General features: G+C 68.3%; 25 protein-coding genes. 8 read left to right on the top strand and 17 right to left on the bottom strand.

All coding sequences use genetic code 11. The features are described from left to right. Positions 1-74: 74 nt before the first annotated feature. Positions 75-950, bottom strand: a complete 876-nt coding sequence (locus OEZ60_RS04220; protein WP_263333531.1) for a LysR family transcriptional regulator — start codon at positions 948-950, stop codon at positions 75-77. Between the two features lie 223 nt (positions 951-1,173). On the opposite strand from OEZ60_RS04220, the gene OEZ60_RS04215 reads away from it, so the two are divergent. Next, positions 1,174-1,578 carry an ester cyclase gene (locus OEZ60_RS04215; RefSeq protein ID WP_263333529.1) on the top strand — a complete coding sequence of 135 codons (405 nt, stop codon included), beginning with the start codon at positions 1,174-1,176 and terminating at the stop codon, positions 1,576-1,578. A gap of 56 nt (positions 1,579-1,634) precedes the next feature. Here OEZ60_RS04215 and OEZ60_RS04210 read toward each other — a convergent pair whose 3' ends face one another. The 11 genes from OEZ60_RS04210 to hutI form a co-directional block, all read right to left on the bottom strand. Beyond that, positions 1,635-2,891, bottom strand: coding sequence for an aspartate kinase (locus tag OEZ60_RS04210; protein ID WP_263333526.1), 1,257 nt, complete (start codon positions 2,889-2,891; stop codon positions 1,635-1,637). Positions 2,892-2,974: 83 nt separating this feature from the next. Next, positions 2,975-3,349 carry a YybH family protein gene (locus OEZ60_RS04205; RefSeq protein ID WP_263333524.1) on the bottom strand — a complete coding sequence of 125 codons (375 nt, stop codon included), beginning with the start codon at positions 3,347-3,349 and terminating at the stop codon, positions 2,975-2,977. A 17-nt stretch (positions 3,350-3,366) separates the two neighbouring features. Further along, positions 3,367-4,014: an SDR family NAD(P)-dependent oxidoreductase gene (locus OEZ60_RS04200; protein WP_263333522.1), complete on the bottom strand. Its 648-nt coding sequence runs from the start codon at positions 4,012-4,014 to the stop codon at positions 3,367-3,369. Positions 4,015-4,139: 125 nt separating this feature from the next. Further along, complete coding sequence (locus OEZ60_RS04195; protein WP_263333520.1) at positions 4,140-4,568, bottom strand: DUF1178 family protein; 429 nt, start codon at positions 4,566-4,568, stop codon at positions 4,140-4,142. A 50-nt stretch (positions 4,569-4,618) separates the two neighbouring features. Further along, the gene (locus tag OEZ60_RS04190) at positions 4,619-5,095 is read right to left on the bottom strand and encodes an NUDIX hydrolase (protein ID WP_263333518.1); all 477 of its coding nucleotides are present in this window, start codon (positions 5,093-5,095) and stop codon (positions 4,619-4,621) included. 113 nt (positions 5,096-5,208) lie between these two features. Further along, on the bottom strand, positions 5,209-6,180 hold the full coding sequence (locus OEZ60_RS04185; protein WP_263333516.1) for a threonine dehydratase: 972 nt from the start codon (positions 6,178-6,180) through the stop codon (positions 5,209-5,211). Between the two features lie 14 nt (positions 6,181-6,194). Then, complete coding sequence (locus OEZ60_RS04180; RefSeq protein ID WP_263333514.1) at positions 6,195-7,457, bottom strand: 3-deoxy-D-manno-octulosonic acid transferase; 1,263 nt, start codon at positions 7,455-7,457, stop codon at positions 6,195-6,197. A 138-nt stretch (positions 7,458-7,595) separates the two neighbouring features. Continuing rightward, complete coding sequence (gene hutU, locus OEZ60_RS04175) at positions 7,596-9,284, bottom strand: urocanate hydratase (RefSeq protein WP_263333512.1); 1,689 nt, start codon at positions 9,282-9,284, stop codon at positions 7,596-7,598. An 11-nt stretch (positions 9,285-9,295) separates the two neighbouring features. Beyond that, a complete protein-coding gene (gene hutG / locus OEZ60_RS04170) occupies positions 9,296-10,099 on the bottom strand; it encodes an N-formylglutamate deformylase (protein WP_263333510.1) in 804 nt (267 codons plus the stop codon). Next, a complete protein-coding gene (gene hutH, locus OEZ60_RS04165; protein WP_263333508.1) occupies positions 10,096-11,634 on the bottom strand; it encodes a histidine ammonia-lyase in 1,539 nt (512 codons plus the stop codon). The genes hutG and hutH overlap by 4 nt, the downstream gene beginning before the upstream one ends. Next, positions 11,615-12,838, bottom strand: a complete 1,224-nt coding sequence (gene hutI, locus OEZ60_RS04160) for an imidazolonepropionase (RefSeq protein WP_263333506.1) — start codon at positions 12,836-12,838, stop codon at positions 11,615-11,617. The genes hutH and hutI overlap by 20 nt, the downstream gene beginning before the upstream one ends. An 86-nt stretch (positions 12,839-12,924) precedes the next feature. Between hutI and OEZ60_RS04155 the strand changes: the two genes are divergently transcribed. Then, complete coding sequence (locus tag OEZ60_RS04155) at positions 12,925-14,283, top strand: formimidoylglutamate deiminase (protein ID WP_263333504.1); 1,359 nt, start codon at positions 12,925-12,927, stop codon at positions 14,281-14,283. 6 nt (positions 14,284-14,289) lie between these two features. Here OEZ60_RS04155 and OEZ60_RS04150 read toward each other — a convergent pair whose 3' ends face one another. Next, complete coding sequence (locus tag OEZ60_RS04150; RefSeq protein WP_263333502.1) at positions 14,290-14,832, bottom strand: HutD/Ves family protein; 543 nt, start codon at positions 14,830-14,832, stop codon at positions 14,290-14,292. 68 nt (positions 14,833-14,900) lie between these two features. Here OEZ60_RS04150 and OEZ60_RS04145 point away from each other — a divergent pair, with 68 nt between their 5' ends. Beyond that, a complete protein-coding gene (locus tag OEZ60_RS04145; RefSeq protein WP_263333500.1) occupies positions 14,901-15,611 on the top strand; it encodes a GntR family transcriptional regulator in 711 nt (236 codons plus the stop codon). On the opposite strand, the gene OEZ60_RS04140 is transcribed toward OEZ60_RS04145, so the two are convergent. Beyond that, a complete protein-coding gene (locus OEZ60_RS04140) occupies positions 15,605-16,498 on the bottom strand; it encodes a LysR family transcriptional regulator (RefSeq protein WP_263333497.1) in 894 nt (297 codons plus the stop codon). The genes OEZ60_RS04145 and OEZ60_RS04140 overlap by 7 nt on opposite strands. An 86-nt stretch (positions 16,499-16,584) precedes the next feature. Here OEZ60_RS04140 and OEZ60_RS04135 point away from each other — a divergent pair, with 86 nt between their 5' ends. Both OEZ60_RS04135 and OEZ60_RS04130 read left to right on the top strand, forming a co-directional pair. After that, positions 16,585-17,388, top strand: a complete 804-nt coding sequence (locus OEZ60_RS04135) for a phytanoyl-CoA dioxygenase family protein (RefSeq protein WP_263333495.1) — start codon at positions 16,585-16,587, stop codon at positions 17,386-17,388. Then, complete coding sequence (locus OEZ60_RS04130; protein ID WP_263333493.1) at positions 17,385-18,371, top strand: aldose epimerase family protein; 987 nt, start codon at positions 17,385-17,387, stop codon at positions 18,369-18,371. Before OEZ60_RS04135 ends, OEZ60_RS04130 begins: the two co-directional genes overlap by 4 nt. 72 nt (positions 18,372-18,443) lie before the next feature. Here OEZ60_RS04130 and OEZ60_RS04125 read toward each other — a convergent pair whose 3' ends face one another. Beyond that, positions 18,444-19,679, bottom strand: a complete 1,236-nt coding sequence (locus tag OEZ60_RS04125; RefSeq protein ID WP_263333490.1) for a urate hydroxylase PuuD — start codon at positions 19,677-19,679, stop codon at positions 18,444-18,446. A 122-nt stretch (positions 19,680-19,801) separates the two neighbouring features. On the opposite strand from OEZ60_RS04125, the gene OEZ60_RS04120 reads away from it, so the two are divergent. Beyond that, positions 19,802-20,734, top strand: a complete 933-nt coding sequence (locus OEZ60_RS04120) for a LysR family transcriptional regulator (RefSeq protein WP_263333488.1) — start codon at positions 19,802-19,804, stop codon at positions 20,732-20,734. 15 nt (positions 20,735-20,749) lie between these two features. On the opposite strand, the gene OEZ60_RS04115 is transcribed toward OEZ60_RS04120, so the two are convergent. Further along, positions 20,750-21,193: a MarR family winged helix-turn-helix transcriptional regulator gene (locus tag OEZ60_RS04115; RefSeq protein ID WP_263333486.1), complete on the bottom strand. Its 444-nt coding sequence runs from the start codon at positions 21,191-21,193 to the stop codon at positions 20,750-20,752. Positions 21,194-21,289: 96 nt separating this feature from the next. Here OEZ60_RS04115 and OEZ60_RS04110 point away from each other — a divergent pair, with 96 nt between their 5' ends. Further along, positions 21,290-21,952: a glutathione S-transferase family protein gene (locus OEZ60_RS04110; protein WP_263333484.1), complete on the top strand. Its 663-nt coding sequence runs from the start codon at positions 21,290-21,292 to the stop codon at positions 21,950-21,952. Between the two features lie 70 nt (positions 21,953-22,022). Here OEZ60_RS04110 and OEZ60_RS04105 read toward each other — a convergent pair whose 3' ends face one another. Further along, a complete protein-coding gene (locus OEZ60_RS04105) occupies positions 22,023-24,008 on the bottom strand; it encodes a BTAD domain-containing putative transcriptional regulator (protein WP_263333482.1) in 1,986 nt (661 codons plus the stop codon). 198 nt (positions 24,009-24,206) lie between these two features. Here OEZ60_RS04105 and OEZ60_RS04100 point away from each other — a divergent pair, with 198 nt between their 5' ends. After that, positions 24,207-24,395 carry a hypothetical protein gene (locus OEZ60_RS04100; protein WP_263333480.1) on the top strand — a complete coding sequence of 63 codons (189 nt, stop codon included), beginning with the start codon at positions 24,207-24,209 and terminating at the stop codon, positions 24,393-24,395. The last annotated feature ends 19 nt before the right edge of the window (positions 24,396-24,414 follow it).

Here is a 24,414-nt window from a genome sequence, read left to right as displayed (position 1 = left end):
GCGGCGCCTGCCCCGGTTAGAGCACAGCGTGAGCGAAAACGAAACAACCTGATGATGTGCCGGACAAGGGACTGTTAGTAGGACGGAAACGGGCAGCGTCCGTCGAAGAGGTCTGCCTTTTCATTGTGCAGTTCGGTCAGGAAATCGATCACCGCGCGAACGCGGGGCGCCCGGTGGATGTCGATATGGGTCACCGCCCAGAGCGTGCTGCGTTCGACGATATCCGGCCGCCACCGTCGCAGCCTCGGATCGGCATCGGCGACGACGCAATCTATGAACCCCACGCCGAGCCCCGCGCGCACCGCTGCGATCAGGTGGCCTTCGGTGTTGCCGCGCAGCGCCACCCGGCTCTCCGGCAGGTGCCGCGCGAGCAGTTGCATGAACCCGAGCGCCTCGCGTTCGCGGGGCAGGCCGATGACCGGCGGGGCCGGGCCGAAATCGCTTTCAGCCGCGCAATAGAGCGACATCGCCGTCGGTCCGATCCTGATGCCCACCGCGTCGGGCTCGGTGGGCTGCATGACGCGCAGCGCGATGTCGGCATCACGGCGCGACAGGCGCAGGACGTCGAAGCCAGAGGCGAGCGTCAGTTCGAGCCCCGGATGCTTCGCCAGAAGGCGCGGCAGGTTGGGCACGATCAGCGCGTCGATCATCGCGTCGAGCGCGGTCAGCCGCACCGGCCCCTCGACCCGGGTGTCGTGGCCCTGGATCCGGCCCTCGGCCGACAGCGCCATCTCCTCCATCTGCTCGGCCTGGGCGACGGCGATCTCGCCCGCGGCGGTCGGCCGATAGCCGTCTGTGAGCCGGTCGAAGAGCCGCGTCGCGAGCTGGGACTCGAGCGCGAGAACCCGCCGTCCGACGGTGGTGGGATCGACCTGCAGGCTGCGCCCAGCCGCCGCGAGGGTGCCTTCGCGGGCCACCGCGAGAACGTATTTCAGATCGTCCCAGTTCATGGCTGCATTTTTGCATGTCGAAACGGTGAAATCACTTGTTTTCGACGGGTGCCGTCGTCGGCGATACTCGACCACAGGCCAAGAGGTCACAAGAAAACTCAACGATACAACAGGATACCGCCTGAGAAAGGAGGAAACGATGCGTGTGCATCGAACCGCCGCGTCATGCATTCTTGCCGTGACGCTCGTTACCGCCCAGCCATCCCCAGCAGAGGAATCCGCCATGACCGATACCCAGCTCACCGATCTCGTCGCCCGGTTCGAAACCGCCGTGAACGGGCATGACGCCGCACTTGCCACGGATCTCTTCAGCCCCGGCTTCGTCGATCACGCGCCCTGGCCGGGCCATTCCCCCGACGCGGCGGGCTTCACCGCGGGGCTCGCGGAGATGACCGAGGCCTTTCCCGACTTCCGAGTGGAGGTGCTGCAGACGGTGGCGCAGGGCAACATGGTCACCTGGCGCTTCGCGGTCAGCGGGTCCCAGCTCGGATCGTTCATGGGGGCGCCGGCGACCGGCAAGACCTTCAACATCGAGGCGGTCGACATCCTGCGCATCGAAGACGGCCGCATCGCCGAACATTGGGGCGTGATGGATTCCGCGACGATGATGGAGCAGCTCGGGCTCTAGCGGCCGGAGCCCGGTTGCCGAGAGAAGCGGCGGCCCGTCCGGGGCCGCCGGACCGCTCAGGCCTTCTCGAGCGCGAAGGCGTCGTGCAGCGCCTGCACCGCAAGTTCCATGTACTTGCGGTCGATCAGCACCGAGACCTTGATCTCGGAGGTCGCGATGACCTTGATGTTGATGTTCTCGGCCGCGAGGGCCGCGAACATCCGAGAGGCCACGCCCGACTGCGAGCGCATGCCGATGCCGACGACCGAGACCTTGGCGACCTCGGTGTCCACCACGAGATCGTCATAGACGATGGTGCCGGCGGCGCGGGCATCCTCGAGCGCCTTCCGGGCCCGCGCGACCTGGTTGGTCGGGCAGGAGAAGGTCATGTCGGTCACCGCCATCGTGTGACCCTCGTAGTTCTTCTCCGAGATGTTCTGGACGATCATGTCCACGTTGATCCCGGCTTCGGCGAGGGGGCCGAAGATGCCGGCGGCTATGCCCGGCCGGTCCTCGACCGTGACGAGCGTGATCTTGGCTTCGTCGCGGCTGTAGGCGACGCCCGAGACGGCTTTCGATTCCATGATATCCTCCTCGTCACAGACCAGGGTTCCGGAGTTTTCGTCGGTTTCCTCGAACGAGGAGAGCACCCTGAGGCGCACCTTGTAGCGCATCGCCAGCTCGACCGAGCGGGTCTGCAGGACCTTGGCGCCGAGCGAGGCCAGTTCCAGCATCTCCTCGAAGGCGATCTTGTCGAGCTTGCGGGCCTTCGAGGTGATGCGCGGGTCGGTAGTGTAAACCCCGTCCACGTCAGTATAGATGTCGCAGCGTTCCGCCCCGAAGGCGGCGGCGAAGGCGACGGCAGTGGTGTCGGAGCCGCCACGGCCGAGCGTGGTGATCCGGCCTTCTTCGCTGAGGCCTTGGAAGCCGGCGACGACGGCGACCTTGAAGCCTTCCTCGAACTTGGCGTCGATGTTCTCGCGCGGGATCGACACGAAGCGCGCCGAGGAATGGGCCGAGGTGGTGTTGATCGGCACCTGCCAGCCCTGCCAGCTGCGCGCCGGGACGCCCATCTCCTGCAGGCGGAGCGCCATGAGCCCGGCGGTCACGTTCTCGCCGCTCGCCACGACCGCGTCATATTCGCGCGCGTCGTAGAGATGCGAGGTCGTCTCGACCCAGCCCACGAGTTCGTTGGTCTTGCCCGACATGGCCGAGACGATGACGATCACGTCATAGCCGCGCTCGACCTCGCGCTTGACCTTTTCGGCGGCGTTGGCGATGCGGTCGAGATCGGCCACCGAGGTGCCGCCGAATTTCATCACGAGAAGCGGCATTCCGGCCCCCCTGTCGCCCCGAGTCAAGTCGCGCGCTTCTTATGCGGGCGTTGGGCGAAGGGCAAGGGGCGACCGACGTCGCGTCAAGCCCCGAGCAGCGGCGGATCGTCGCTCGTCAGCGAGCAATGGCTGATGAGCCAGCTGCCGTCCTCCTGCCGCCTGAGCAGGTTCAGCGACTTGCCGTCATCCGAGCCGTCGCCCTCGGAATAGGCCACGAGGCACCAGCCGAGGTCGCCGGCCGATCCCGCCTCGATCACGGTAAGCGTCTTGGCACCGCCCGGCGCGGTCCAGTCGCGGTGCAGCGCCTCGATCGCGGCGCGTCCCTTCGTTTCGGGCGCGTAAGGTGACAGGAGAACCGCGTCCAATGTGAAGAGCGCCGCGCAGCCCCTGGCGTCGCCGGCGCGATAGGCGGTCACCATGCGGTCGAAGAGGGCTTGCGCCTCGTTCCGGAATGTCATGGTCGGTTCTGTCCGCGTCACAGGGGAATGGGTCGTCCGGCGTAATCCTCGTAGCAGCCGGTCGTCGCGACGCCGAGCGCGTCGAACCGGTTCAGCAGCCCGTCGACCGAGGTCGCGACGTCGATATCCGCGTCGGTGCCGCCCATTTCGGTCTGGACCCAGCCCGGGTGATAGATGCCGACGGCGATGCCATCGAGCGCGAGATCGGCCGCGAGGTTGCGGCCAAGGTTGACGGCGGCGGCCTTGGAGGCGCGGTAGACATAGCTGCCGCCGGGCGCACGGGCCTGTGAACCCATCACCGAGGAGATGATCGCGATCTTGCCCTGCGCGGCGCGGAGATTGGGCAGGAGCGCCTGGACGGTCAAAAAGACGCCGGTGACATTGGCGGCGAAGCTCTCGGCCCAGATCGAGGCCGGATAACCGTCCGCGAGGTGCTCGCCCCGGTCGAGATAGACCCCGGCATTGCACACGAGCAGGTCGAGCGGTGCCGCCCCGAACGCCTCGGCCATCGCCCGGATCGACGCCGGGTCGGTCACGTCGAGGGTGAGAAAGCCTGCGCCGGCATCATGGCGCGTCGTGCCGGTCACCGCGTCACCGCGCGCCCGGCAGGCGTCGAAGAGGGCCCGTCCGATGCCCCGGTTCGCGCCGGTGATCAATATCCGCATCTGCCCTTCCGTTGGATCATCCGCCCCGAGCGCGGGCCGAAAGGTGGGTTGGGCCTCAGCCTAACCCAAGGCGGGGCGCCGGAAAACCCCGCGGGCGTCGCGCCGCCGCCGACGACGGCCGGGCGTCAGTTGGTTTTTCGCGCCGGCATGAAGGGCAGGGGCGCGACCGGGATGCCGTCCTCGATCAGGCGCTTGGCATCCTCTACCCGCGCCTCGCCGTAGATCGAGCGTTCGGGTGCCTCGCCCTCGTGCATCGCCCGCGCCTCGGCGGCGAAGTTGAGGCCGACATAATCGGAGTTCTGCTCGATCTGGCGGCGCATCGCGGCAAGCGCCTCCTCGGCCCTGCTCGCGGGTTTCGACAGCGGAGCCTCGACCGCCGCCGCCTTGCGCGCCGGGCGCACGGCCGGGGCCATCAGGGTCTTGGTGACCGATGTCGAGCCGCAGACCGTGCAGGAAATCATGCCCGCGCCGAGCAGCCGGTCGAAGGCCTCGGCGGACTGGAACCAGCTTTCGAAGCTGTGGTCGTCGGCGCAGGAAAGCGCGTAGCGGATCATGGTCCCACCCTGAAGAGTCACTGCTCTATTTGTGCAGAACGCCGCAAAAATCAAGCGTTTCCGGCGATGCAGCAGTTCAGCTTCGACGGGTCGAAACTCGCGAGCATGTCCTTCAGTTCGGGCTCGTCCACGCGCGCGGCGGCCTTGGCCGGTGCGAACCATTTGCGCCGCCGCTGGCCCTTCTCGGGATAGTCGGAGCACATTTTCTCGACTTCGAGCAGGAAGACCGAGACGACGACGGGCTGGACCGAGCCGTCGTCCATGACCTTGTCATAGGTGAAGAGCCCGGTGCAGTGGTCGCAGGCCCAGCCCTTGGCGCCGGCTTCCTCGAACGCCTCCTGGCGAGCCGCTTCGGCATCGCTCTTGCCTTTCATCGGCCATCCCTTGGGGATGACCCAGCGCCCGGTGTCGCGGCTGGTGATCAGGAGGATCTCGACCCCCTTCTTCTTCGTCTGCCGGTAGCACAGGGCTGCGAACTGCGTTGCCGCCTTTCTCGCGGCAGAGGATTTCCCGTCATGCTTCTTCATTGGCTGCCCGAGGCCCTCGGAGACCCCAGTCCCTCAATAGATACCGCTCTTTGCATCCCGTTCTTTCGTGGGAATGTGACGAGCCTAGCACGGAAATGCGGGCGTCGCCACTGTCACGGGGCGGGCGTGGTCCCGCCGAGGATCGCGGCGAAAGGACCGGTGTCGATATTGCCGCCCGACAGGATCACGCCGACCCGACGGCCGCGCATCCGCGCGCCTTCCTGCAGGAGCGCGGCGAGCGCCGCCGCCCCGGCACCCTCGGCGACATTATGGGTATCGGCGAAGAGGATTCTGACCGCGGCGGCGACCTCATCCTCGCTCACCGCGAGGATCCGGGCCGCGCCCGGTCCGTAGACGTCGAGCGCGGACTGCACGGGAACCCGGACCGCCATCCCGTCGGCGAAGGTGCGGGCGCTCGCGGTCTCCACCGGCTGCCCGGCCTCGGCCGAGAGCTTCGCGCCGGCGGCCTCGGTCGAGACCACGCCGATTACCTCGGTCGAGAGCCCGAGCGCGTCGCGCGCCGCGATCACGCCGCAGATGCCCGAGCCGCAGCCGATCGGCACGTAGACGGCGTCGAGCGGCGGGGCGGCGCGGAAGAACTCGAGCCCGTAGCTTGCCACGCCGCGCACCAGCTCGGTGTGGTAGGGCGGCACGGGGAAGAGACCCTCGGCCGCGGCGGTGCGCATCGCCTCCTCGCGGGCGGTGTCGAAATCCTCGCCGAACTCGCGCAGTTCGGCGCCGAAGGCGCGCATCGCGGCGTTCTTCTCGACCGAGTTACCGAGGGGCACATAGACGACGGCGCGCAGGTCGACGGCGCGGGCGGCGCGGGCCTGGGCCTGGCCGTGGTTGCCGCGCGTCGCGGTGATGATGCCGGGGCAGTCGGGGTGGGTACGCCTCAGCCAGTCGATGAAGGTGATCGCGCCGCGGGCCTTGAAGGCGCCGGTGGGGCCGTGGTTCTCGTGCTTGACCCAGACCTCGGCGCCGGTCCGCGCGGCGAGCTGGGGCCAGGCATATTGCGGCGTCGGCGGCATGTGGCGGTGAACGAGGCGGGCAGCGTCCTCGATCTCAGGGAGCGTGAAGAGCATCGGTCTTTCAGGTTTCAGGAGGCGAGCGCGGGCAGGCCGGTTGCCTCCCCGAGTGCCGTGTAGAAGGGGTCGAGTGCCGCACCGGCGGCAAGGGGGGCGAGGGCCGCGGTGGCGGCGGCGGCGAGCCGCGCCCCGGCCTCCCCGTCGGCAAGCGCGACGATTCCGGCCGCGAGCTCGGCGGCGCTTGCGACGTCGATCGCGGCCTTGGCTTCGGCGAGCGCGGTGTAGGCGGGGGCGGAGTTGGAAATGTGCGGGCCGTGCAGGATCGCCGAGCCGTGGGCGGCGGGCTCGAACGGCGTGTGGCCGCCGCGGTCGACGAGCGATCCGCCGACGAAGGTCATCCCGGCGGCCCGGTACCAGAGGTCCATCTCGCCCATCGTGTCGGCGAGGTAGACGGTCGTGTCCGGGTCGGGTCGCGCGCCGCGCGAGCGGGTGGCGAAGGCAAGGCCGCTCGCGCGGATCAGCGCCTCGATGGCGTCGCGGCGCCGCGGATGACGCGGGGCGAGGATCAGCCGGAGGCCGGGGATCTTCAGGCGCGCCCTGGCGAAGGCGTCGAGGACCGCCGCCTCCTCGCCCTCGTGGGTCGAGGCGGCGAGGAGCGTGGTTTCACGAGGAAATGGAAGCGATTCAGAGGTGTTGCGGGCGGTTGTTGCGGATTTGAGATTCACGACCGGGCCGAACCGGGCGGAGACGAGGCCGAGGTCGCGGAACCGGCCTTCGGAGCCGGAATCCTGTGCCGACAGGTAGCGGATCGCGCCGAGGATCCGGGCGGTGAGCGAGCGCAGGCGGGTCCAGTTGCGATAACTACGCGCCGACATCCGGGCGCCGATCACGAGGACCGGGATACCACGCGCGGCGCAGGCGGCGAGGCGTTCGGGCCAGAGCTCGTTCTCGATGACGACGAGCGCGGCGGGCCGCCAGCGGTCAAGGAAGCGGCGGACCGCGCCGGGATAATCGAGGGGCGCGAGGTCGGCGTGCAGGCGTGTCTGCTGCCAGCTTCGCGCGAGGTCGCGCCCGGTCTCGGTATTCGCGGTGACGAGGATCGACAGGCCCGGCGCGCGGGCGATGAGGGTGTCGATCACCGGCCGGGCCGAGGCCAGTTCACCGTTCGAGGCGCCATGGATCCAGACGAGCGGGGCCGCGCTATCGCGCTTCGGCCCGCGCCCGAGCCTTTCGTCGAAGCTCTCGTGTGCGAGGCGGCCCATCGCCACCGCGATCTGCAGTCGGAGCGCGTAAAGCCGGAAGGCGATCTGGGCGAGGAGGCGGTAGAGGAGCACGACGGGCCGGCCTTGTTGCGGTCGGGTCGGACTAGACCAGCCGCGGCGGGGCATGGCAAGGGGTGTGCGGGCCCCGGCGGGAGCCGGGAGGGCGCTGCCCTCCCGGACCCTCCCGGGGTATTTCTGCAATGAAGAAGGTCAGTTGCCGAGGATGGTCGGCAGTCTCAGACCGTGGTCGCGGGCGCAGTCCCTGGCAATGTCGTAGCCTGCGTCGGCGTGGCGCCAGACGCCCGAGGCGGGATCGTTCCACAGGACGCGTTCGAGGCGTTTCGCGGCCTCCGGCGTGCCGTCGGCGACGATCACGACGCCGGAATGCTGACTGAAGCCCATGCCGACGCCGCCGCCGTGATGGAGGCTCACCCAGGTCGCGCCCGAGGCGGTGTTGACGAGCGCGTTGAGGAGCGGCCAGTCGGAGACGGCGTCGGAGCCGTCCTTCATCGCTTCGGTCTCGCGGTTGGGCGAGGCGACGGAGCCGCTGTCGAGGTGGTCGCGGCCGATGACGACCGGTGCCTTCAGTTCACCGGAAGCGACCATTTCGTTGAACATGAGCCCGGCGCGGTGGCGGTCGCCGAGGCCGATCCAGCAGATGCGGGCGGGGAGCCCCTGGAAGGCGATGCGCTCGGCCGCCATGTCGAGCCAGCGGTGGAGGTGCTGGTTCTCCGGGAAGAGCTTCTTCATTGCCGCGTCGGTCTTGGCGATGTCCTCGGGATCGCCCGAGAGCGCGCACCAGCGGAAGGGGCCGATGCCCTTGCAGAACAAGGGGCGGATGTAGGCCGGGACGAAGCCGGGGAAGGCGAAGGCATTCTCGAGCCCTTCGTCCTTCGCGACCTGGCGGATGTTGTTGCCGTAATCGACCGTGGGCACGCCCGCCTCGTGGAACGCGACCATCGCGGCGACATGGCGCTTCATCGAGGCGCGGGCCTCGGCTTCCACCCGTTTCGGGTCGCTTTCCTGCGCCGCGCGCCATTCGGCGACGCTCCAGCCGAGCGGCAGGTAGCCGTGGACAGGGTCATGGGCCGAGGTCTGGTCGGTGACGATGTCGGGGCGGGGGCCGCCCGCCCTCATGCGGCGCGCGAGTTCGGGGACGATCTCGGCGGCGTTGCCGAGGAGGCCGACGGACTTGGCCTCGCCGGCCTTGGTCCATTTGTCGATGAGGGCGAGCGCTTCATCGAGCGTCTTCGCTTTCTCGTCGAGGTACCTGGTGCGCAAGCGAAAATCGATCCGCGTCTCGTCGCATTCCACGGCGAGGCAGCAGGCGCCCGCGAAGACCGCGGCGAGCGGCTGGGCCCCGCCCATGCCGCCGAGGCCCGCGGTCAGGATCCACTTGCCCGTGAGGTCGCCGCCGTAGTGCTGGCGGCCGGCCTCGGCGAAAGTTTCATAGGTTCCCTGCACAATGCCTTGGGTTCCAATGTAAATCCACGATCCGGCCGTCATCTGACCGTACATCATGAGGCCCTTGCGGTCGAGCTCGTTGAAATGCTCCCAGGTGGCCCAGTGCGGCACGAGGTTCGAATTGGCGATGAGCACGCGTGGGGCGTCGGGATGGGTCTTGACGACCGCCACGGGGCGGCCGGACTGGACGAGGAGGGTCTCGTCGGCCTCGAGGTCCTTCAGCGTCGCGACGATGCGGTCGAAATCGCCCCAGCTGCGCGCCGCCCGGCCGATGCCGCCGTAGACGACGAGCTCGTGCGGGTTCTCGGCAACGTCGGGATGGAGGTTGTTCATCAGCATCCGAAGCGGGGCCTCGGTGAGCCAACTCTTGGCGTTGAGCTCGGTGCCGGTGGGCGGGAAGATGTCGCGGGTGTTCTTGCGGTCGAGGTCGAGCATTGGGGCCTCCGTCAGATGAGAGCGCCGGAACGGGCGAGGCGGTCGAGATTGGTCAGGACCCGGCGCAGGGTGGCGCGGGTGGGCTGGGCGGTGTCGATGCAATAGGTCCAGGGCGCGGCCTCGGCGGCGAGATAGGCGCGCTGGGCGAGCTCCATCTGGATCGCGTGGACGCCGGTTTCCGGACGGCCGTAATGCCGCGTGGTCCAGCCGCCCTTGAAGCGGCCGTTGATGACGGTGTCCGCGCCCTCGGTCTTCAGGCAGGGATCGGCGGTCGCGCATTGCATCCGCGCGGCGCAGGTCTCGCCGCCGTTGGTGCCGATCGAGAAGACCGGGAGCCTGCCCTCGAACAGGAACGGGATGGTCGAGCGGATCGAATGGCAGTCGTAGAGCACCGCCACGCCATGCCGGGCCTTGACGCGGGCGATCTCCTCGGCGAGCGCGGCGTGGTAGGGCGCGTGGTAGCTGTCGTGGCGGGCGAGGATCTCGTCTTCGGACGGGGTTTGCCCGTCTTCCCAGATCGGCTCGCCATCGAAATCCGTGACCGGGCAGAGCGCGGTCGTGTTCTGTCCGGGATAGAGCGAGATGCCCTCGGGGTCGCGGTTGGCGTCGATCGCGTAGCGGTGGACGTTCATACGCACCACCGTCGCGCCGTCGAGCAGCCCGTCGTAGAGGCGGCCGATGTGCCAGTCGGTGTCGGCGAGCGCGCGGCCGTTCGCGTTGAGCCGGCCGGTGAGCTCGTCGGGCAGCCAGGTCCCGCCGTGGGGCTGGCCGAGCACGATCGGGCTGTCGCCCCGTTCCACCTCGAAGATGTTCATGTGACGAGCTCCGGCAGGGCGAGGCCGGCGGCGGCGGCGATGTCGCCGGTCGCGACGAGCCGGGCGGCGGTCTCGAGGTCGGGCGCGAGGTAACGGTCCTCGGCAAGGGGCGAGACGTCGCGGCGCAGCCGGGCGATAACGTTCTGCAGCGGCCCAGAGGTTCTCAGCGGCGCGCGGAACTCGATGCCCTGCACGGCGCAGAGAAGCTCCACGCCGAGGATGCGGTCGAGGTTCTCGACCATGCGGCGGAGGCGCCGGGCGCCATGGGCGGCCATCGAGACGTGATCCTCCTGGTTGGCGGAGGTGGGTGTGGAATCCGTCACCGTCGGATGGGCGAGGTGCTTGTTCTCGCTCATCAGCGCGGCCGTCGTGACCTCGGCGATCATGTAGCCAGAGTTCAGGCCGGGGTCGGGGGTCAGGAAGGGCGGCAGGTCATGGGACAGTGTCGGATCCACCATCAGCGCCACGCGGCGCTGGGCGATGGCGCCGATCTCGGCCAGCGCCAGCGCGATCATGTCGGCGGCGAATCCCACCGGTTCGGCGTGGAAGTTGCCGCCCGAGACGATCATCCCGGCCTCGGTGAGGACAAGCGGGTTGTCGGTCGCGGCATTGGCCTCGATCTCCAGCGTCCTTGCGGCCATGCGCAGGATGTCCATCGCCGCACCCGTGACCTGCGGCTGACAGCGGATGCAGTAGGGGTCCTGCACGCGCGTGTCGCCCTCACGGTGGCTTTCGCGGATCTCGGAGCCGTCGAGTAGGGCGCGCAGGAAGGCGGCGGATTCGATCTGGCCGGCATGGCCGCGCAGGGTATGGATCTCAGGCTGCAGCGGCGCGGTGGAGCCCATGACTGCGTCGGTCGAGAGCGCCGAGGTCACGAGCGCCGCTTGCGCGGCGCGCCAGGCCTCGAAGAGACCGGCGAGCGCAAAAGCGGTGGAGAACTGGGTGCCGTTGATGAAGGCAAGGCCCTCCTTCGGCCCGAGCGGGATCGGGGAGAGGCCCGCTTTCATAAGCGCCTCGGCGCCGGGCAGCACGCGGCCCTCGAACTCGGCCTCACCTTCGCCGATCATCACCGCGGTCATATGGGCGAGGGGGGCGAGATCGCCGGAGGCGCCGACCGAGCCCTGCGCTGGGATGACCGGTGTCACGCCGCGGGCGAGCATCTCTTCGAGAAGCTCGATCAACTCCCAGCGCACACCCGAGGCGCCGCGGCCCAGTGAGAGCAGCTTCAGCGCCATCATCAGCCGGGCATGGGCGCGCGGGATCGGCGCACCCACGCCGCAGCAATGCGACAGGATCAGGTTGCGCTGGAGCGTCGCTGTGTCCTTGGGCGCGACACGGACCGAGGCGAGCTTTCCAAAGCCGGTGTTGACGCCGTAGACCGGTACGTCGCCGGCGGCGGCAGCGGCGATGGCGGCCGCCGCGCGGTCCACCGCCCCTTTCGCGTCGCGGTGGAGGCGGGCGGGCAGTTCCTCGAAATAGAGCCTTGCGAGTTCCGCGAGGGTGACGGCGCCGGGCTTAAGCGAGAGGGATGTCAATCCAGCCTCCGATGATGCACTGATGGAGAGGGTTGAAGCCGAAACGGTAGCTGAGTTCGGCCGGATGCTCGGCGTTCCAGACTGCGAAATCGGCGCGCAGGCCCGGGGCGATCCTGCCCCGGTCGCTCAGGCCAAGGGCTTTCGCGGCGTTGCAGGTGGTCCCGGCCAGCGCCTCTTCCGGCGTCATGCGGAAGAGCGTGCAGGCCATGTTCATCGCCAGCAGAAGCGAGTTCATCGGCGAGGAGCCGGGATTGAGATCGGTCGCGACCGCCATCGGGACACCATGCTTGCGCAAGAGGTCGATGGGCGGGACTTTGGTTTCGCGCAGCGCGTAGAAGGCGCCCGGCAGGATCACGGCAACGGTGCCGGCCTCCGCCATCGCGTTGACGCCGGCCTCGTCGAGATACTCGAGGTGATCGGCCGAAAGCGCGCCGTAGCCCGCCGCCATCGCCGCGCCGCCGAGGTTGGAGAGCTGCTCGGCGTGGAGTTTCACTGGCAGGCCGAGCGCCCTGGCCGCGTCGAAGACGCGGGCGATTTCCTGCGGCGCAAAGGCGATGCCCTCGCAGAAACCATCGACCGCATCGACCAGCCCCTCTGCGTGCGCGGCCTTGAGCGCGGGCAGGCAGACCTCGTCGAGATAGGCGTCGGCGCGGCCCTTGTAGTCGGGCGGGATCGCATGGGCGCCAAGAAAGCTCGTATGAACCTCAACCGGCCGCAGGGCGGCAAGCCGGCGCGCGGCGCGCAGCATCCTGAGTTCGGTGTCGATATCGAGTCCGTAGCCAGACTTGATCTCGACGGTCAAGACGCCCTCGGCGATCAGCGCGTCGATCCGGGGCAGGGCGGCGGCGATCAGATCCTCCTCGCTCGCGGCACGGGTCGCGCGGACGGTGGAGACGATGCCACCGCCGGCGCGCGCCACCTCCTCGTAGCTCGCGCCGTTGAGCCGCATCTCGAATTCGTTCGCGCGGTTGCCGCCGTGGACGAGGTGAGTGTGGCAGTCGATCAGCGCCGGCGTGACCAGCCTGCCGCCGAGATCGTGGCGCGGATAGTGCGCGACGGCGGCGGGGATCTCGTCGGCCTTGCCGGTCCAGAGGATTCCGTCGGGGGTCACCGCGATCGCGGCGTCCTCGATCAAACCGTAAGGCGCGTCGTCAGTCAGCGTCGCGGCACGGCAGTTCACGAAAAGGGCGTTGGGCTGTCGCATGGAAGGGACCGGTGTTGGGCGAATTCGGTTGCCGACTCATGTTCTAGGCCAGTATAGGTAATATGTCTAGACATAAAGGGGCCGACATGATCTTTGCGAAACGTGCGCTCTTGGCCCAAGGATGGGCGCGGGATGTCCGGGTGACGGTGGGGGAGGGGCGGATTGCCGGTGTCGCGGCAGGGCGGCAGGCCGAGCCCGGCGATGCCGTCGTCGACACGCTCCTGCCCGCGCTTTCGAACCTGCATTCGCACACGTTCCAGCGCGCGATGGCCGGGATGACCGAGTACCGCGCCGAGGGGCGCGAGAGTTTCTGGACCTGGCGCGAGCTGATGTACCGTTTCCTCGACCGGCTCACGCCCGAGGATGTCGAGGCGATCGCGGCGATGACGTTCGTCGAGATGCAGGAGGCGGGCTATGCCGCGGTGGGCGAGTTCCACTATGTCCATCACCAGCCCGGCGGGGCGCGCTACGCCGATCCGGCGGAACTGTCGGCGCGGATCCTCGCCGCGGCGGAGGCGACCGGCATCGGGCTCACGCATCTGCCGGTCCTCTACACCTATGGCGGCGCGGGGCGGCAGGCGCTCGGTGGCGGCCAGCTTCGTTTCGGTAACGATCTCGACGGGTACGCGGGCCTTTTGGCCGCGGTGCGCCGCGTGGCGGGCGGGGCGTCGGCCGACACAAGCGTCGGTGTCGCGCCGCATTCGCTGCGCGCGACCTGCCCGGAAGATCTGGTCGAGGTTCCGGCACTCGCCGGGGGCGCGCCGATCCACATCCACATCGCCGAACAGCCGAAGGAAGTGGCCGATATCTCCGGCTGGCTCGGCGCCCGTCCGGTCGAGTGGCTCATGGCGAACGCGCCGGTCGGCGCCAATTGGTGCGCGGTGCATGCGACCCACATGACCGCCGTCGAGACGGAGGCTCTGGCACGGAGCGGGGCCGTGGCGGGGCTCTGCCCGATCACCGAGGCCAATCTCGGCGACGGGCCGTTTAACGGGCCGGGATGGATCGCTGCGGGCGGGCTTTTTGGTCTCGGATCGGATTCCAACGTGCGGATATCGCTGACCGAGGAGCTCCGGACGCTCGAGTATTCGCAGCGCCTGCGCGATCTGGAACGCAACGTGATGGTGCCGGGCGCGGGGTCCGTCGGAGGGTTCCTCTACACCGAAGCTGCGCGAGGCGGCGCGCAGGCACTCGGCCGTTCGGCCGGGGCGATCGAGGCGGGGCTCTGGGCCGATCTCGTCGCGATCGACGCCGGCCACCCGGCGCTCTGCGGTCTGGGCGACGAACAGCTTCTCGACGGGCTCTGCTTCGCGGCCTCGGACGCGGTGGTCACCGACCTCTGGTCGGCCGGGCGGCACCGGGTCCGGGAGGGCCGGCATGTCGCGCGCGCGTCCGTCACGGATGCCTACCGCAAGACTGTGGCTGGCCTCGTGGCACGTCTGTAGGTCGGCTCAGACCCGGTCGAGCACCGCAACAAGGGCCGGCGCGCCTTCAGTCGCTGTGCGCGCGGCACGGTCGAGAAGCGCGACGGCGCCCTCGGGTAGCACGCTGCCGCCCACGCGGCAGTCCGGCCCGAGGGAAAGCAGCGCGTGCAGGCGGCCCGGCGCGTCGTCGAGCGCGGTTTCCGTTCCGGCGTCGAGCACGCGCACGGCGGCCCGGATCCGCGCGGGATCGTAGATCACGTTGAAGTCGCGGACCGCGCCGGCGATCTGCGAGCACTCCGCCGGCAGGTCGCCCGGAAAGGCCAGCGGCGCGAACGGCAGCGCCGACAGCCGGCCTTCCGGCGTGTCGAGGATGAGACCCTTGCCGTCGATCACGGTGAGGATCCGCGCCAGACCCGGAAAGGCCGAGAACGGGCCGTCGGTGCCGACCTCGGCGATCGACAGCCGCCAGAGAAGCGCGTCCTGCTCTTCGCTCCGGGCGATCTCATGCGTGATGCCGCCGCCGTTCTTCCACGGCTGCGTTGCGAAACCGGAGGGGGGGATCACCTGCATTGCTTGCGCTTTTCCTCAGTCAAAAAGCCGATATGATCGGACAAATAGCACAAAGACGGTTTCTGTCCATGAATGATGACGCGAGCGCCGACATAAGCAGCTACCGCGACGTGAAGGCGGATATCCTGCGCCGGATCACCGAGGGCCACTGGGCGCCGGGGACGCTGCTGCCGGGCGAGGTGGAGCTTGCCGAAAGCTTCGGCGTGGCACGGGCGACGGTCAACCGGGCGATGCGGGAGTTGACCGACGAAGGGCTTCTGGAGCGTCGGCGCAAGGCCGGCACGCGGGTGCGGCCGATGCCGCTGCGCTCCGCCCGGTTCGAGATCCCTTTGGTGCGGGCAGAGATCGAGGCGACCGGCGCGGTTTACCGCTACGCGCTCCTGTCGCGGGACGCGCGGCAGGCACCGGATTGGCTACGCGCGCGGCTCGGGCTCGCAAAGGGCGCGCGGGCGCTGCATCTGGCCTGCCTGCACAGTGCGGACGGCGCGCCCTACCAGTTCGAGGACCGCTGGATCAGCCTTACGGCACTGCCGGCGGCCGAGGAGGCCGACTTCGCCGCGTCGGGCCCCAACGAATGGCTGGTCAAGGCCGTCCCCTATTCGGAGGTCGAAATCAGCTTCCTCGCCACGGCGGCGGACCCGCGGATCGCCGGCTACCTGTCGATGGATCCGGGCGAGCCGGTCTTCACCGCCGAGCGCACGACCTGGTGGGAGGGCAGGGGGATCACCCATGTCCGGCTCTATTTCGCGCGCGGTCACCGGATGACGACGCGTTACTGAGCGAGGATGCGCGTCGCGGCAACGATCTCGGCAAGCGCCTCGGCGGCGGCCGAGAGCGGGTTGGCGGCATGGCGCACGAGAACAATGGGCTCGCCCGGCCCGGCGTCGGTGAGCGGGCGGGCGACGAGTGGTCTGCCATCATGGCTGTGCCCGGTCCGCGGACAGGTATAGCTGAGGCCGATTCCGAACCCGTTTGCAGCGAGGCTGCGCATGGTTTCCAGCGAATGCGCGCGATGAGCGATCCGCGGGTCAAACCCGGCGCGGGTGAAGAGCGCCCTCATGTGGCTGAGGCTCAGACCCTGGTCGGCGAGGATCAGCGGCTCGGCCGCCAGCGCTGCGAGGCTCAGGTCGGGCAGGGCGGCAAGAGGATGCGCGGCCGCGAGGATCGCATGGGGCTGCAGCCGGGCGATTTCGCGCCGCTCGAAACCTGCATCGAGGCCGAGGTCGTAGGTGATCGCGAGGTCGATCCGGCCATGGGCCAGATCGTCGGCGAGCGCTTCGAAGCCGCCGATGCGAGGCGTTACCGTCAGGTCGGGACGCTCCGCCGCCAATCCGGCGAGCAGCGGCGCGAGCATCAGCGAGGCCAGATCCTCGAAGAGGCCGAGCGCCACAGGCGCGGCGCGGCGGGTCTCGCCGCGGGTCAGCCGGCGCAGATCGGCGAGGATGCGCTCGGCCTCGTCAAGGAAGTCACGTCCGAACGAGGTCGGCGTCACCGGCCCGCCGGGCCGGCGCAGGAACAGTGCGTTGCCGAGTTGCGCCTCGAGCTGGGTCAGCGCGACCGAGAGCGCCGGCTGGGAGACGTTCAGCGCCTCGGCCGCCGAGGTCATGCCGCCGGCGCGGGCGACAGCGGTGGCATATTCGAGCTGGCGGAGCGTAATGGATAGCATGGGATTATGGCTTCGATTTCGAATTATTATTTGAGTTAATGATGGCGTGACGGCAGGGTCGGCGCAAGCGAACGGAAGGAGAAAGCATGGAAACGCCCCTCGTGACGACGGAAATGGCGGAGGCCTATCAGCGCGACGGGGTCGTGCTGGTCAAAGGCCTGTGGAAGGACTGGGTCGACGTGATCCGGGCGGGCATCGAGCGCAACATGGCCGAGCCCGGGCCTTACGCGGCCGAGAACCTCAAGCCCGGCGAGGGCGGGCGGTTCTTCGACGATTACTGCAACTGGAGCCGGATCCCGGAGTTTTCCGAGGTGATTCGGAACTCGGACGTGGCCGAGGTGGCGGCGCGGCTGATGGGCAGCGATACGGTTCAGGTCTTCCACGACCATGTGCTGGTGAAGGAGCCGGGCACCTCAAAGCCCACGCCCTGGCATCAGGATGGCCCCTACTACTTCGTCGAGGGGCGCCAAACGGTCAGTTTCTGGTCGCCGGTCGATCCGGTGCGCGAGGCTTCCCTGCGCTGCGTCGCGGGCTCGCACCTCTGGGAAAAGGAGGTGCTGCCGACGCGCTGGTTGTCGGAGGAGAATTTCTATCCCGATCCCGAGACCTACATGCCGGTGCCCGATCCCGATGCCGAGGGAATGCGGATCCTCGAATGGGCGATGGAACCGGGCGACGCGGTGGCCTTCGATTTCCGCACGCTGCACGGTGCGCGCGGCAACCTGACGTCGACCCGTCGGCGGGCCTTTTCGCTCCGGCTCGTCGGCGCGGACGCCCGCTACGTCGAACGCCCGGGCCGCACCTCGCCGCCCTTTCCGGGGCACGGGATGCAGCCGGGCGCGCGGCTCAGGGAGGACTGGTTCCCGTACCTGAAGCGCGGCGCGGTGTGAGCGGCGTCCGCACACCGTTCGGCACCACCCGGGCGGGCGATGCCGTCGAAAGGGTGGAGCTGTCGGCGGGCGGTTTGCGGGCCTCGGTCCTGACCTATGGGGCTATCCTGCAGGATGTCCGGTTCGGTGGCGTTCCACATAGCCTGACGCTCGGTTCCGACCGGCTGGCGGACTACGAAGGCGCGATGTGCTGGCATGGCGCGCTGATCGCGCCGGTGGCCAATCGGCTGGGCGCGGGGCGGGCGTGGCTGCAGGGACGCGAGATCGTTCTGGAACGGGCGGCGCAAGAGAATCATCTTCTGCATTCCGGGGCCGCAGGCACCCATGCCAGGCTGTGGCGGATCGAGGATCTCGCGCCGGACCGCGTCACGCTTGCCGTGAATCTGGCGCATGGCGAGGGCGGGTTTCCGGGCCGGCGCAACATCCGGGCGGAGTATTCGGTGACGCCCACGTCGCTGCGGCTGGCGGTGAAGGCGCGGACCGATCGTCCGACACTCTTCAACGCGACCAATCACAGTTACTGGAACCTCGACGGGTCGGAAAGCTGGACGGGCCACCGGCTGCGGATCGACGCCGCCCGGATGCTCGCGGTCACCGATGATGTCGTGCCAACCGGTGAGATCAGGGAGGTGACCGGAGCGACATTCGATTTCCGCACGGACCGCGAGATCGCGCCCGGCGATCCGGCGCTCGACAGCTGTTTCTGCCTCTCCGATGATCGACGGCCGCTCCGGCCCGTGCTGCGGCTTCGCGGCCGATCCGGCGTGACGATGGAGGTCGCGACGACGGAACCCGGTGTTCAGGTCTATGACGGGCGGGATGCGATCCGGCCGGGACGGGTCGGCTATGAGGGGCTGGCCATCGAGACACAGGGCTGGCCCGATGCGCCGAACCATCCCGGATTTCCGTCGATTGAGCTCATGCCGGGGAAGGCGTGTGAACAAGTCACCGAATGGCGGTTCTCGGGGCCGGATCGATCGTAAGGGGGTTAAGATCCCCCTTACGCAACGCCCGTACGGTCGGTGGGTTGGAACCCACCTTACCTGCCCTGCGAATCAGCCCTCTCCCCGTGTCACGCCGCGATACCAGTTGACGATCTTCGCCCGTTCCTCGGGTTCCATGAACGAGGCGTTGGCGGGCGGCATCGCGTGGCTCACGCCGGCCTGCAGGTAGATCTCGCGCGCCCAGGAGGCGACCTGCTCGCGTGTTTCGAGAATGACCCCCTTCGGTGCGTAGGGAATGCCCTCGAAGAACGGCTCGGAGGCGTGGCACATCGAGCAGCGGCCAAGGACGATGTTCTCGACGTCCTCGAAATCGGCCGCCGCCGCGAAGCGCGTCGCGGCGGGGGTGAGCCGGGCCTCGGTCGGCTCCTCGGCGCGGAACATCGGCGCGGTCGAGAGCCAGGCGATGACGAGGAACAGCAGCGCGGTCACGGCCCAGGTCCAAGTCGGGTTGCCCTTCCGGGCGTGGACCGTGTTGAAGTAGTGCCGGATCGTGACCCCCATCAGGAAGACGAGGCTGGCGATGATCCAGTTGTACTCGGTGGCGAAGGCCAGCGGGTAGTGGTTCGACAGCATCATGAAGAGCACGGGCAGCGTCAGGTAGTTGTTGTGGGTCGAGCGCTGCTTGGCGATCTTGCCGTATTTCGGGTCAGGAGTACGGCCGGCCACGAGGTCGGCGACGACGACCTTCTGGTTCGGGATGATGACGAAGAACACGTTCGCGCTCATCACGGTCGCGGTGAAGGCGCCGAGATGCAGGAGGGCGGCGCGCCCCGAGAAGACCTGCGTGTAGCCCCAGGCCATGATGACCAGGATCACATAGAGCGCGATCATGAGGCGCGTGTTGTCGTCGCCGAACTTCGATTTGCAGATGTTGTCGTAGAGAAGCCAGCCGAGCCCGAGCGAGGCGACGGAGATGACGATCGCCAGCCAGACGGAGATGTCGAGCACCTGCGGATCGACGAGATAGAGATCGGCGCCAAGATAGTAGACGAGCGCCAGCAGCGCTGCACCCGACAGCCAGGTCGCGTAGCTCTCCCATTTGAACCAGACGAGGTCGTCCGGCATCTTTTCCGGCGCCACGAGGTATTTCTGGATGTGGTAGAAGCCGCCGCCGTGGACCTGCCATTCCTCGCCATCCGCCCCGCTCGCGAGATTGCGGTCGCGGTGCAGCCCGAGGTCGAGCGCGATGAAGTAAAAGGATGAGCCGATCCAGGCGATCGCGGTGATCACATGCAACCAGCGCACCGCGAATTCCAGCCAGTCGGCCAGCACGATGAAGTCGTACATTCGGCTCCTCCTTCAGGATTGTCTTGCGAATGACGCTATACCGAAGTTCATCTTCCTGATAATCCTTGGAATATCTCAGAACTTTCAATGAATGCCGAATAATACCTGGCTGGGGCGCGGCAATGGCCTATGTGAACAATATCAAGATGTTCGTGCGGGTCTTCGAGCTTGGCTCGATGTCGGCGGCGGCGCGCGATCAGCGCACCTCGCCCGCGGTCGCCTCGGCGCGGATCGCCGAGCTTGAGAAGCATCTCGGCGTCAGGCTCTTCAACCGCACGACGCGACGGCTGCAGCCGACCGAGAACGGGCGGCTTTTCTATGAAGGCGCCCGCAAGGTGCTGGAAGCGATCGACGATGCAGAGGCGGCGGTCATGGCCTCCACCCGGAACCTGCGCGGCACGGTCTTCGTCGCCGCCCCCCTCGGCGTCGGGCGACGCTTCATCGCCCCGCACGTGCCGGAGTTCAAGGACGAGTACCCCCAAATCGATGTCCGGCTGCGGCTCTCGGACCGCAAGATCGACGTGATCGGCGAGGGGCTCGATATGGCGTTCCACCTCGGGCTTCTGGAGGATTCGACCCTTAAGATGCGGCTCGTGGCGGAATGCCCGCGCATCCTCTGCGCCGCGCCCGCCTATGTCGCGGCCCGGGGTGATCCGGCCGATGGCGAGGCGCTGGTGCAGGGGCGCCACGATTGCCTGAACCTGCGCTTTCCCGGCGCGCCGGAGTTCCAGTGGACGCTGGTCACTCCCGAGGGGCCGCGGCGCTACGAGGTCGCCGGGCCGTTCGAGACGGATGACGGCGATGTACTCACCGGCTGGGCGCTCGACGGGCGGGGGATCGTGATGAAGCCGATCTTCGAGGTGGCCGAGTATCTGCGCGACGGGCGGCTGGTGCCGGTCGCGCACGCGACGCCGCCGGTGCCGGTGCAGCTTTCCTGCCTGACCCAGCACCGAAGGCTGCGCGACCCGAAAATCCGGGTCTTCACCGATTTCATCGTCGCCAAGTGCCGCGAAGAACTTGCGCGAGCAATGGACGGACTCGCCCTGCCGGGCTGAGCGGCCGCCGCAGCGTCAACCGAGGAGCCGGTCGAGCAGCTCAGCGAGCCGTGCGGCCTCGCGCGGGTGGAGCTTTGCGCCGATCGCAGCCTCCATCGCGGCCGCATATACCGGCCACATCGCGCTGCGCGTCCGCCGGCCTTTCGCGGTGATCGTCAGGATCTGACCGCGCCCGTCTTCGGGGCAGGGGGTTCGCGAGATCAGCCCCGCCGCCGCGATCCGCTGCAAGAGCCGCGACAGCCCGTATTGCGGAAGGAGCAGACGCTGCTGCAACGTGTTCTGGCGCAGGCCGTCCGGGCCCGCGCGCTCGATCTCGAGAAGCGCGTCGTACCATTGCAGGCACGGCAGACCGGCATCGGCCAGATCGCGTTCGATCCGGTCCCGGGCCCTTTCGGATGCCCGCGCGAGGCGGATCCAGATCGCCTCTCCGGGCCGCGAGCGCGTGTCATCGCTGTGCATCCGCGAACATATACATGCGTATGCATCCGGATTGAAGAGGGAATGAATCCGATTATATGCATGCGCATGCATCTACTTCCGCGAAAGGATCCTCACATGCCTGCGAAACTCGTGCTGATCAGCCATCACCTCTGCCCCTATGTACAGCGCGTCGCCATCGCCCTTGCCGAGAAGGGGATGGAGTTCGAGCGCATCAACATCGACCTGTCCAACAAGCCGGACTGGTTCCACGAGCTATCGCCGCTCGGCAAGACTCCGGTTCTGACCGTGGATGGCAGGCCGATCTTCGAATCCGCCGTGATCCTTGAGTATCTCGAGGAAATCGGCCCTGAGCCGCTACACCCGGACTCGGCGCTCGAGCGCGCCGAGCACCGCGGATGGATGGAGTTCGGATCGGCGGTCCTGAACGACATCGCCGGGCTCTACTCGGCGGCGACGGCCGAGGCGTTCGAGGCGAAGCGGCAGGCGCTCGGCGCGAAGTTTGCCCGGATCGAAGCGCGGCTCGGCGAGGGCGAGCTGTTTGACCGGCGCGGCTTTTCGCTGGTTGACGCGGTCTTCGCGCCGGTCTTCCGCTATTTCGACGTTCTCGACCGAACCGGCGATTTCGCGGGCATCGGGGCGCTGCCGAGGCTCGACCGCTGGCGCCGGGCGCTCGCGGCAAGGCCCTCGGTCCTCGGGGCTGTCGCCGCGGACTATCCCGAGCGGCTGACGGAGTTTCTGAGGGCGCGGCCGTCGTATCTCGCGGGGCTGATGGCCTGATGCGGTAGCGCCCCCGGTCTCGGCCGGGGCGCGCCAGGGGCCTTGCGGCGGAACGTGCGCGGCGGCCGGTTCAGTCCAGCCCCGCCTTGCGCAATCCGCCGACATAGATCTCCAGTTGCTTTGGATCGCGCAGGTAGAACAGCCGTTCCGCGACGAAGGCGCAGGTGATGCCGGGGCGACTTTCCTTGAGCTCCGCCACCGCCTGCGCCGCGCGCTCCGCCTCGCCCAGATTGCCGAGGGCAGAGGCCTTGATCGCGGTCGACCAGTAATGCGAGTTGGGCACCGCCTCGGCGCGCTCGGCCCAGTCGGCGGCGGCCTCGAAATCCTCCTTGAACAGTAGCGCCGTCGCGCCATAGGCGAGAAAAGCCCATCGGTAGGGATCCGCGGGGCTGAGCCGCACCGCCTCGTCGAAGCACGGCATGGCGCGGTCGAGCTCGCCGGCATAGGCGAGCGAATCCCCGAGCCCGCAATGCGCCTGCGCCATGTTCGGGTTGAGTTCCGTGGCGGTCCGAAGCTCGGCCAGTGAGCGGTCGTATTCCCCGCGCGCGAGGTACACCCGGCCCAGAGCGAAGCGGCCGACGGCGTCGTCGGGATCCAGCCGGCAGGACTTGCGCGCAAGCTCCAGCGCCTCGTCGAGAAGGGCGGCGACGTCTCCCGCCTCGAAATAGATGGCGGAGATCACCATCGCGTAGGAGAGCCGCGCATAGGCCGCGGCGAAGTTCGGGTTAAGCTCGACAGCGCGGCGGAAATAGCGCTGCGCCTCGGCATTTGTCTCGGCGGCGAATTCGTACTGGATCGCGAGACCGCGGTGATAGCAGTCCCATGCGTTCATCTCGTCAATGCCGAGCGTTCGGGCCGCGCGCCCGGCGAGCCGCTCCAGCTCAGCCTCGACCGAGGCGGCGATGGTTTCGGCAAGCTCGTCGAGCACCGCGTCAAGTGTCTCGCCGGCACGGTCGTAACGCGTCACCCAAAGGTAGCGGCCGGTGCCCGGTTCGGCGAGTTGCACGGTCAGGCGCAGATTTGGCCCCAGGGTTCGCAGCGACCCATGCACGATGTAATCGAGCCCGAGATCGCGGCCGAGCGCGCCGAGTTCGCTCGCCGTCAGCCGCTTGCCCCCGAGGCCGGGACTGGCGCGGACGTCGAGCCAGCGGAAGCGCGACAGGTTCGTGGTGATGTCGTCGCAGAGGCCCTCGGCGAAGGCGTTCTCCTCGGCGCCGGGCATGATCGTCGCGAAGGGTACGACGGCGATGGCGGGGCGGGTCGTTTGGGCCACCTCCTCGGCCTCGGTGGGGCCGGGTTCGGGCAGTCGCTCCGCCGCTTCGACCGGTGCCATGAAGGCCTCGCCGCGGATCTCGCTCATCAGCCGCTGCAATTCGTGCCCGGGGCCGACGCCGAGCTCCTTCATCAGCTGGGCTTCGTAGAGCTTGTAATGCTGGATCGCCGCCGCCCGTTCGCCCGACTGGGCGAGGATGCGGACCAGCACCATGTGGGAGGCGTCGCGCAGCGGGTCGAGCGCGACAAGCCGGCGCGCGGTGTCGAGCGCCGCATCGGCATTGCCGGCCTTCAGCTGCGCTTCGGCGGCGCGCTCGAACACCCGGCAGGCGAGGCTGCCGAACCGCTGGCGCTCCGAGACGATCCAGTCCTCGAAATCGCTCTGCTGACCATAAAGCCCGTCGAGCAACGGCCCTTCCATCAACTCGATGGCGCGGATCGCGGCCTCGGGCGCGGGGTCGGCGGCCAGTTCGGCGAAGCGGTCGACATCGACGCTCACCGCCTCTGCGGCGAAACCGACGCGGTCGCCCTCGGTGCGGATTGTATCGGCATCGCCGTCGAAGCTCCTGCGCAGCTTCGAGATCGCCTGGCGCAGGCTCTGCCGCGCCTGTTCAGGGAACCGGTCGCCCCAGAACAGCGCCATGAGCCGGTCGCGTGACGGCGGCATGCCGGTGTTGAGCGCCAGGTAGGCGACGAGCCCTTGCGTCTTGGCGCCCGCGATCGGCACCTCGGCCCCGTCGGGACCGGCCACCGTCAGCTTGCCAAAGAGCCTGATCGTGAGCATCGCAGTGCGTCCCCCCAAGGGAAAGTGTACGCAAAATTGCCCGGCAAGGGAAAGGTTTCGGTCGGAACCGACGGAATTTGCAGGAGAATCCAGAATTGACGGCGAATTCACGGTGGCTTTTGCCCCGGGATCACGGCGCGATCCCAAGGTTCGGGCAAAAAGGTCTTATCAGCGAAAGCCAAAACTGGGAGACTGACAATGACCGCGATGACCAAGTTTTCGACCGCCGATCTGCCCGTTCCCGAGATCATCGGTCCCTATTCGGAGTGGCCGCGCCGCGAGAAGCTGCGGGCTGGGACACCGCGCCGCCGCCGCGCCATCGCCTATGCCTCGGGCCTCGCCGCCCTCGGCATCTTCGCCCACTGCGCCGTGCCGCTTCTCGTCTGAAGCGGCACCGAGATCAGGA

Source organism: Albidovulum salinarum, assembly GCF_025673475.1.
GTDB classification, from domain to species: Bacteria; Pseudomonadota; Alphaproteobacteria; order Rhodobacterales; family Rhodobacteraceae; genus Albidovulum; species Albidovulum salinarum.
This window is presented reverse-complemented; position numbering and strand designations above follow the sequence as displayed.

Coding starts and splice junctions, on each gene's coding strand:
- OEZ60_RS04220 (WP_263333531.1), bottom strand. CDS start 950: ATGAACTGGGACGATCTGAAATACGTTCTCGCGGTGGCCCGCGAAGGC.
- OEZ60_RS04215 (WP_263333529.1), top strand. CDS start 1,174: ATGACCGATACCCAGCTCACCGATCTCGTCGCCCGGTTCGAAACCGCC.
- OEZ60_RS04210 (WP_263333526.1), bottom strand. CDS start 2,891: ATGCCGCTTCTCGTGATGAAATTCGGCGGCACCTCGGTGGCCGATCTC.
- OEZ60_RS04205 (WP_263333524.1), bottom strand. CDS start 3,349: ATGACATTCCGGAACGAGGCGCAAGCCCTCTTCGACCGCATGGTGACC.
- OEZ60_RS04200 (WP_263333522.1), bottom strand. CDS start 4,014: ATGCGGATATTGATCACCGGCGCGAACCGGGGCATCGGACGGGCCCTC.
- OEZ60_RS04195 (WP_263333520.1), bottom strand. CDS start 4,568: ATGATCCGCTACGCGCTTTCCTGCGCCGACGACCACAGCTTCGAAAGC.
- OEZ60_RS04190 (WP_263333518.1), bottom strand. CDS start 5,095: ATGAAGAAGCATGACGGGAAATCCTCTGCCGCGAGAAAGGCGGCAACG.
- OEZ60_RS04185 (WP_263333516.1), bottom strand. CDS start 6,180: ATGCTCTTCACGCTCCCTGAGATCGAGGACGCTGCCCGCCTCGTTCAC.
- hutU (WP_263333512.1), bottom strand. CDS start 9,284: ATGCTCGACCTCGACCGCAAGAACACCCGCGACATCTTCCCGCCCACC.
- hutG (WP_263333510.1), bottom strand. CDS start 10,099: ATGAACATCTTCGAGGTGGAACGGGGCGACAGCCCGATCGTGCTCGGC.
- hutI (WP_263333506.1), bottom strand. CDS start 12,838: ATGCGACAGCCCAACGCCCTTTTCGTGAACTGCCGTGCCGCGACGCTG.
- OEZ60_RS04155 (WP_263333504.1), top strand. CDS start 12,925: ATGATCTTTGCGAAACGTGCGCTCTTGGCCCAAGGATGGGCGCGGGAT.
- OEZ60_RS04150 (WP_263333502.1), bottom strand. CDS start 14,832: ATGCAGGTGATCCCCCCCTCCGGTTTCGCAACGCAGCCGTGGAAGAAC.
- OEZ60_RS04145 (WP_263333500.1), top strand. CDS start 14,901: ATGAATGATGACGCGAGCGCCGACATAAGCAGCTACCGCGACGTGAAG.
- OEZ60_RS04140 (WP_263333497.1), bottom strand. CDS start 16,498: ATGCTATCCATTACGCTCCGCCAGCTCGAATATGCCACCGCTGTCGCC.
- OEZ60_RS04135 (WP_263333495.1), top strand. CDS start 16,585: ATGGAAACGCCCCTCGTGACGACGGAAATGGCGGAGGCCTATCAGCGC.
- OEZ60_RS04125 (WP_263333490.1), bottom strand. CDS start 19,679: ATGTACGACTTCATCGTGCTGGCCGACTGGCTGGAATTCGCGGTGCGC.
- OEZ60_RS04120 (WP_263333488.1), top strand. CDS start 19,802: ATGGCCTATGTGAACAATATCAAGATGTTCGTGCGGGTCTTCGAGCTT.
- OEZ60_RS04115 (WP_263333486.1), bottom strand. CDS start 21,193: ATGCACAGCGATGACACGCGCTCGCGGCCCGGAGAGGCGATCTGGATC.
- OEZ60_RS04110 (WP_263333484.1), top strand. CDS start 21,290: ATGCCTGCGAAACTCGTGCTGATCAGCCATCACCTCTGCCCCTATGTA.
- OEZ60_RS04105 (WP_263333482.1), bottom strand. CDS start 24,008: ATGCTCACGATCAGGCTCTTTGGCAAGCTGACGGTGGCCGGTCCCGAC.
- OEZ60_RS04100 (WP_263333480.1), top strand. CDS start 24,207: ATGACCGCGATGACCAAGTTTTCGACCGCCGATCTGCCCGTTCCCGAG.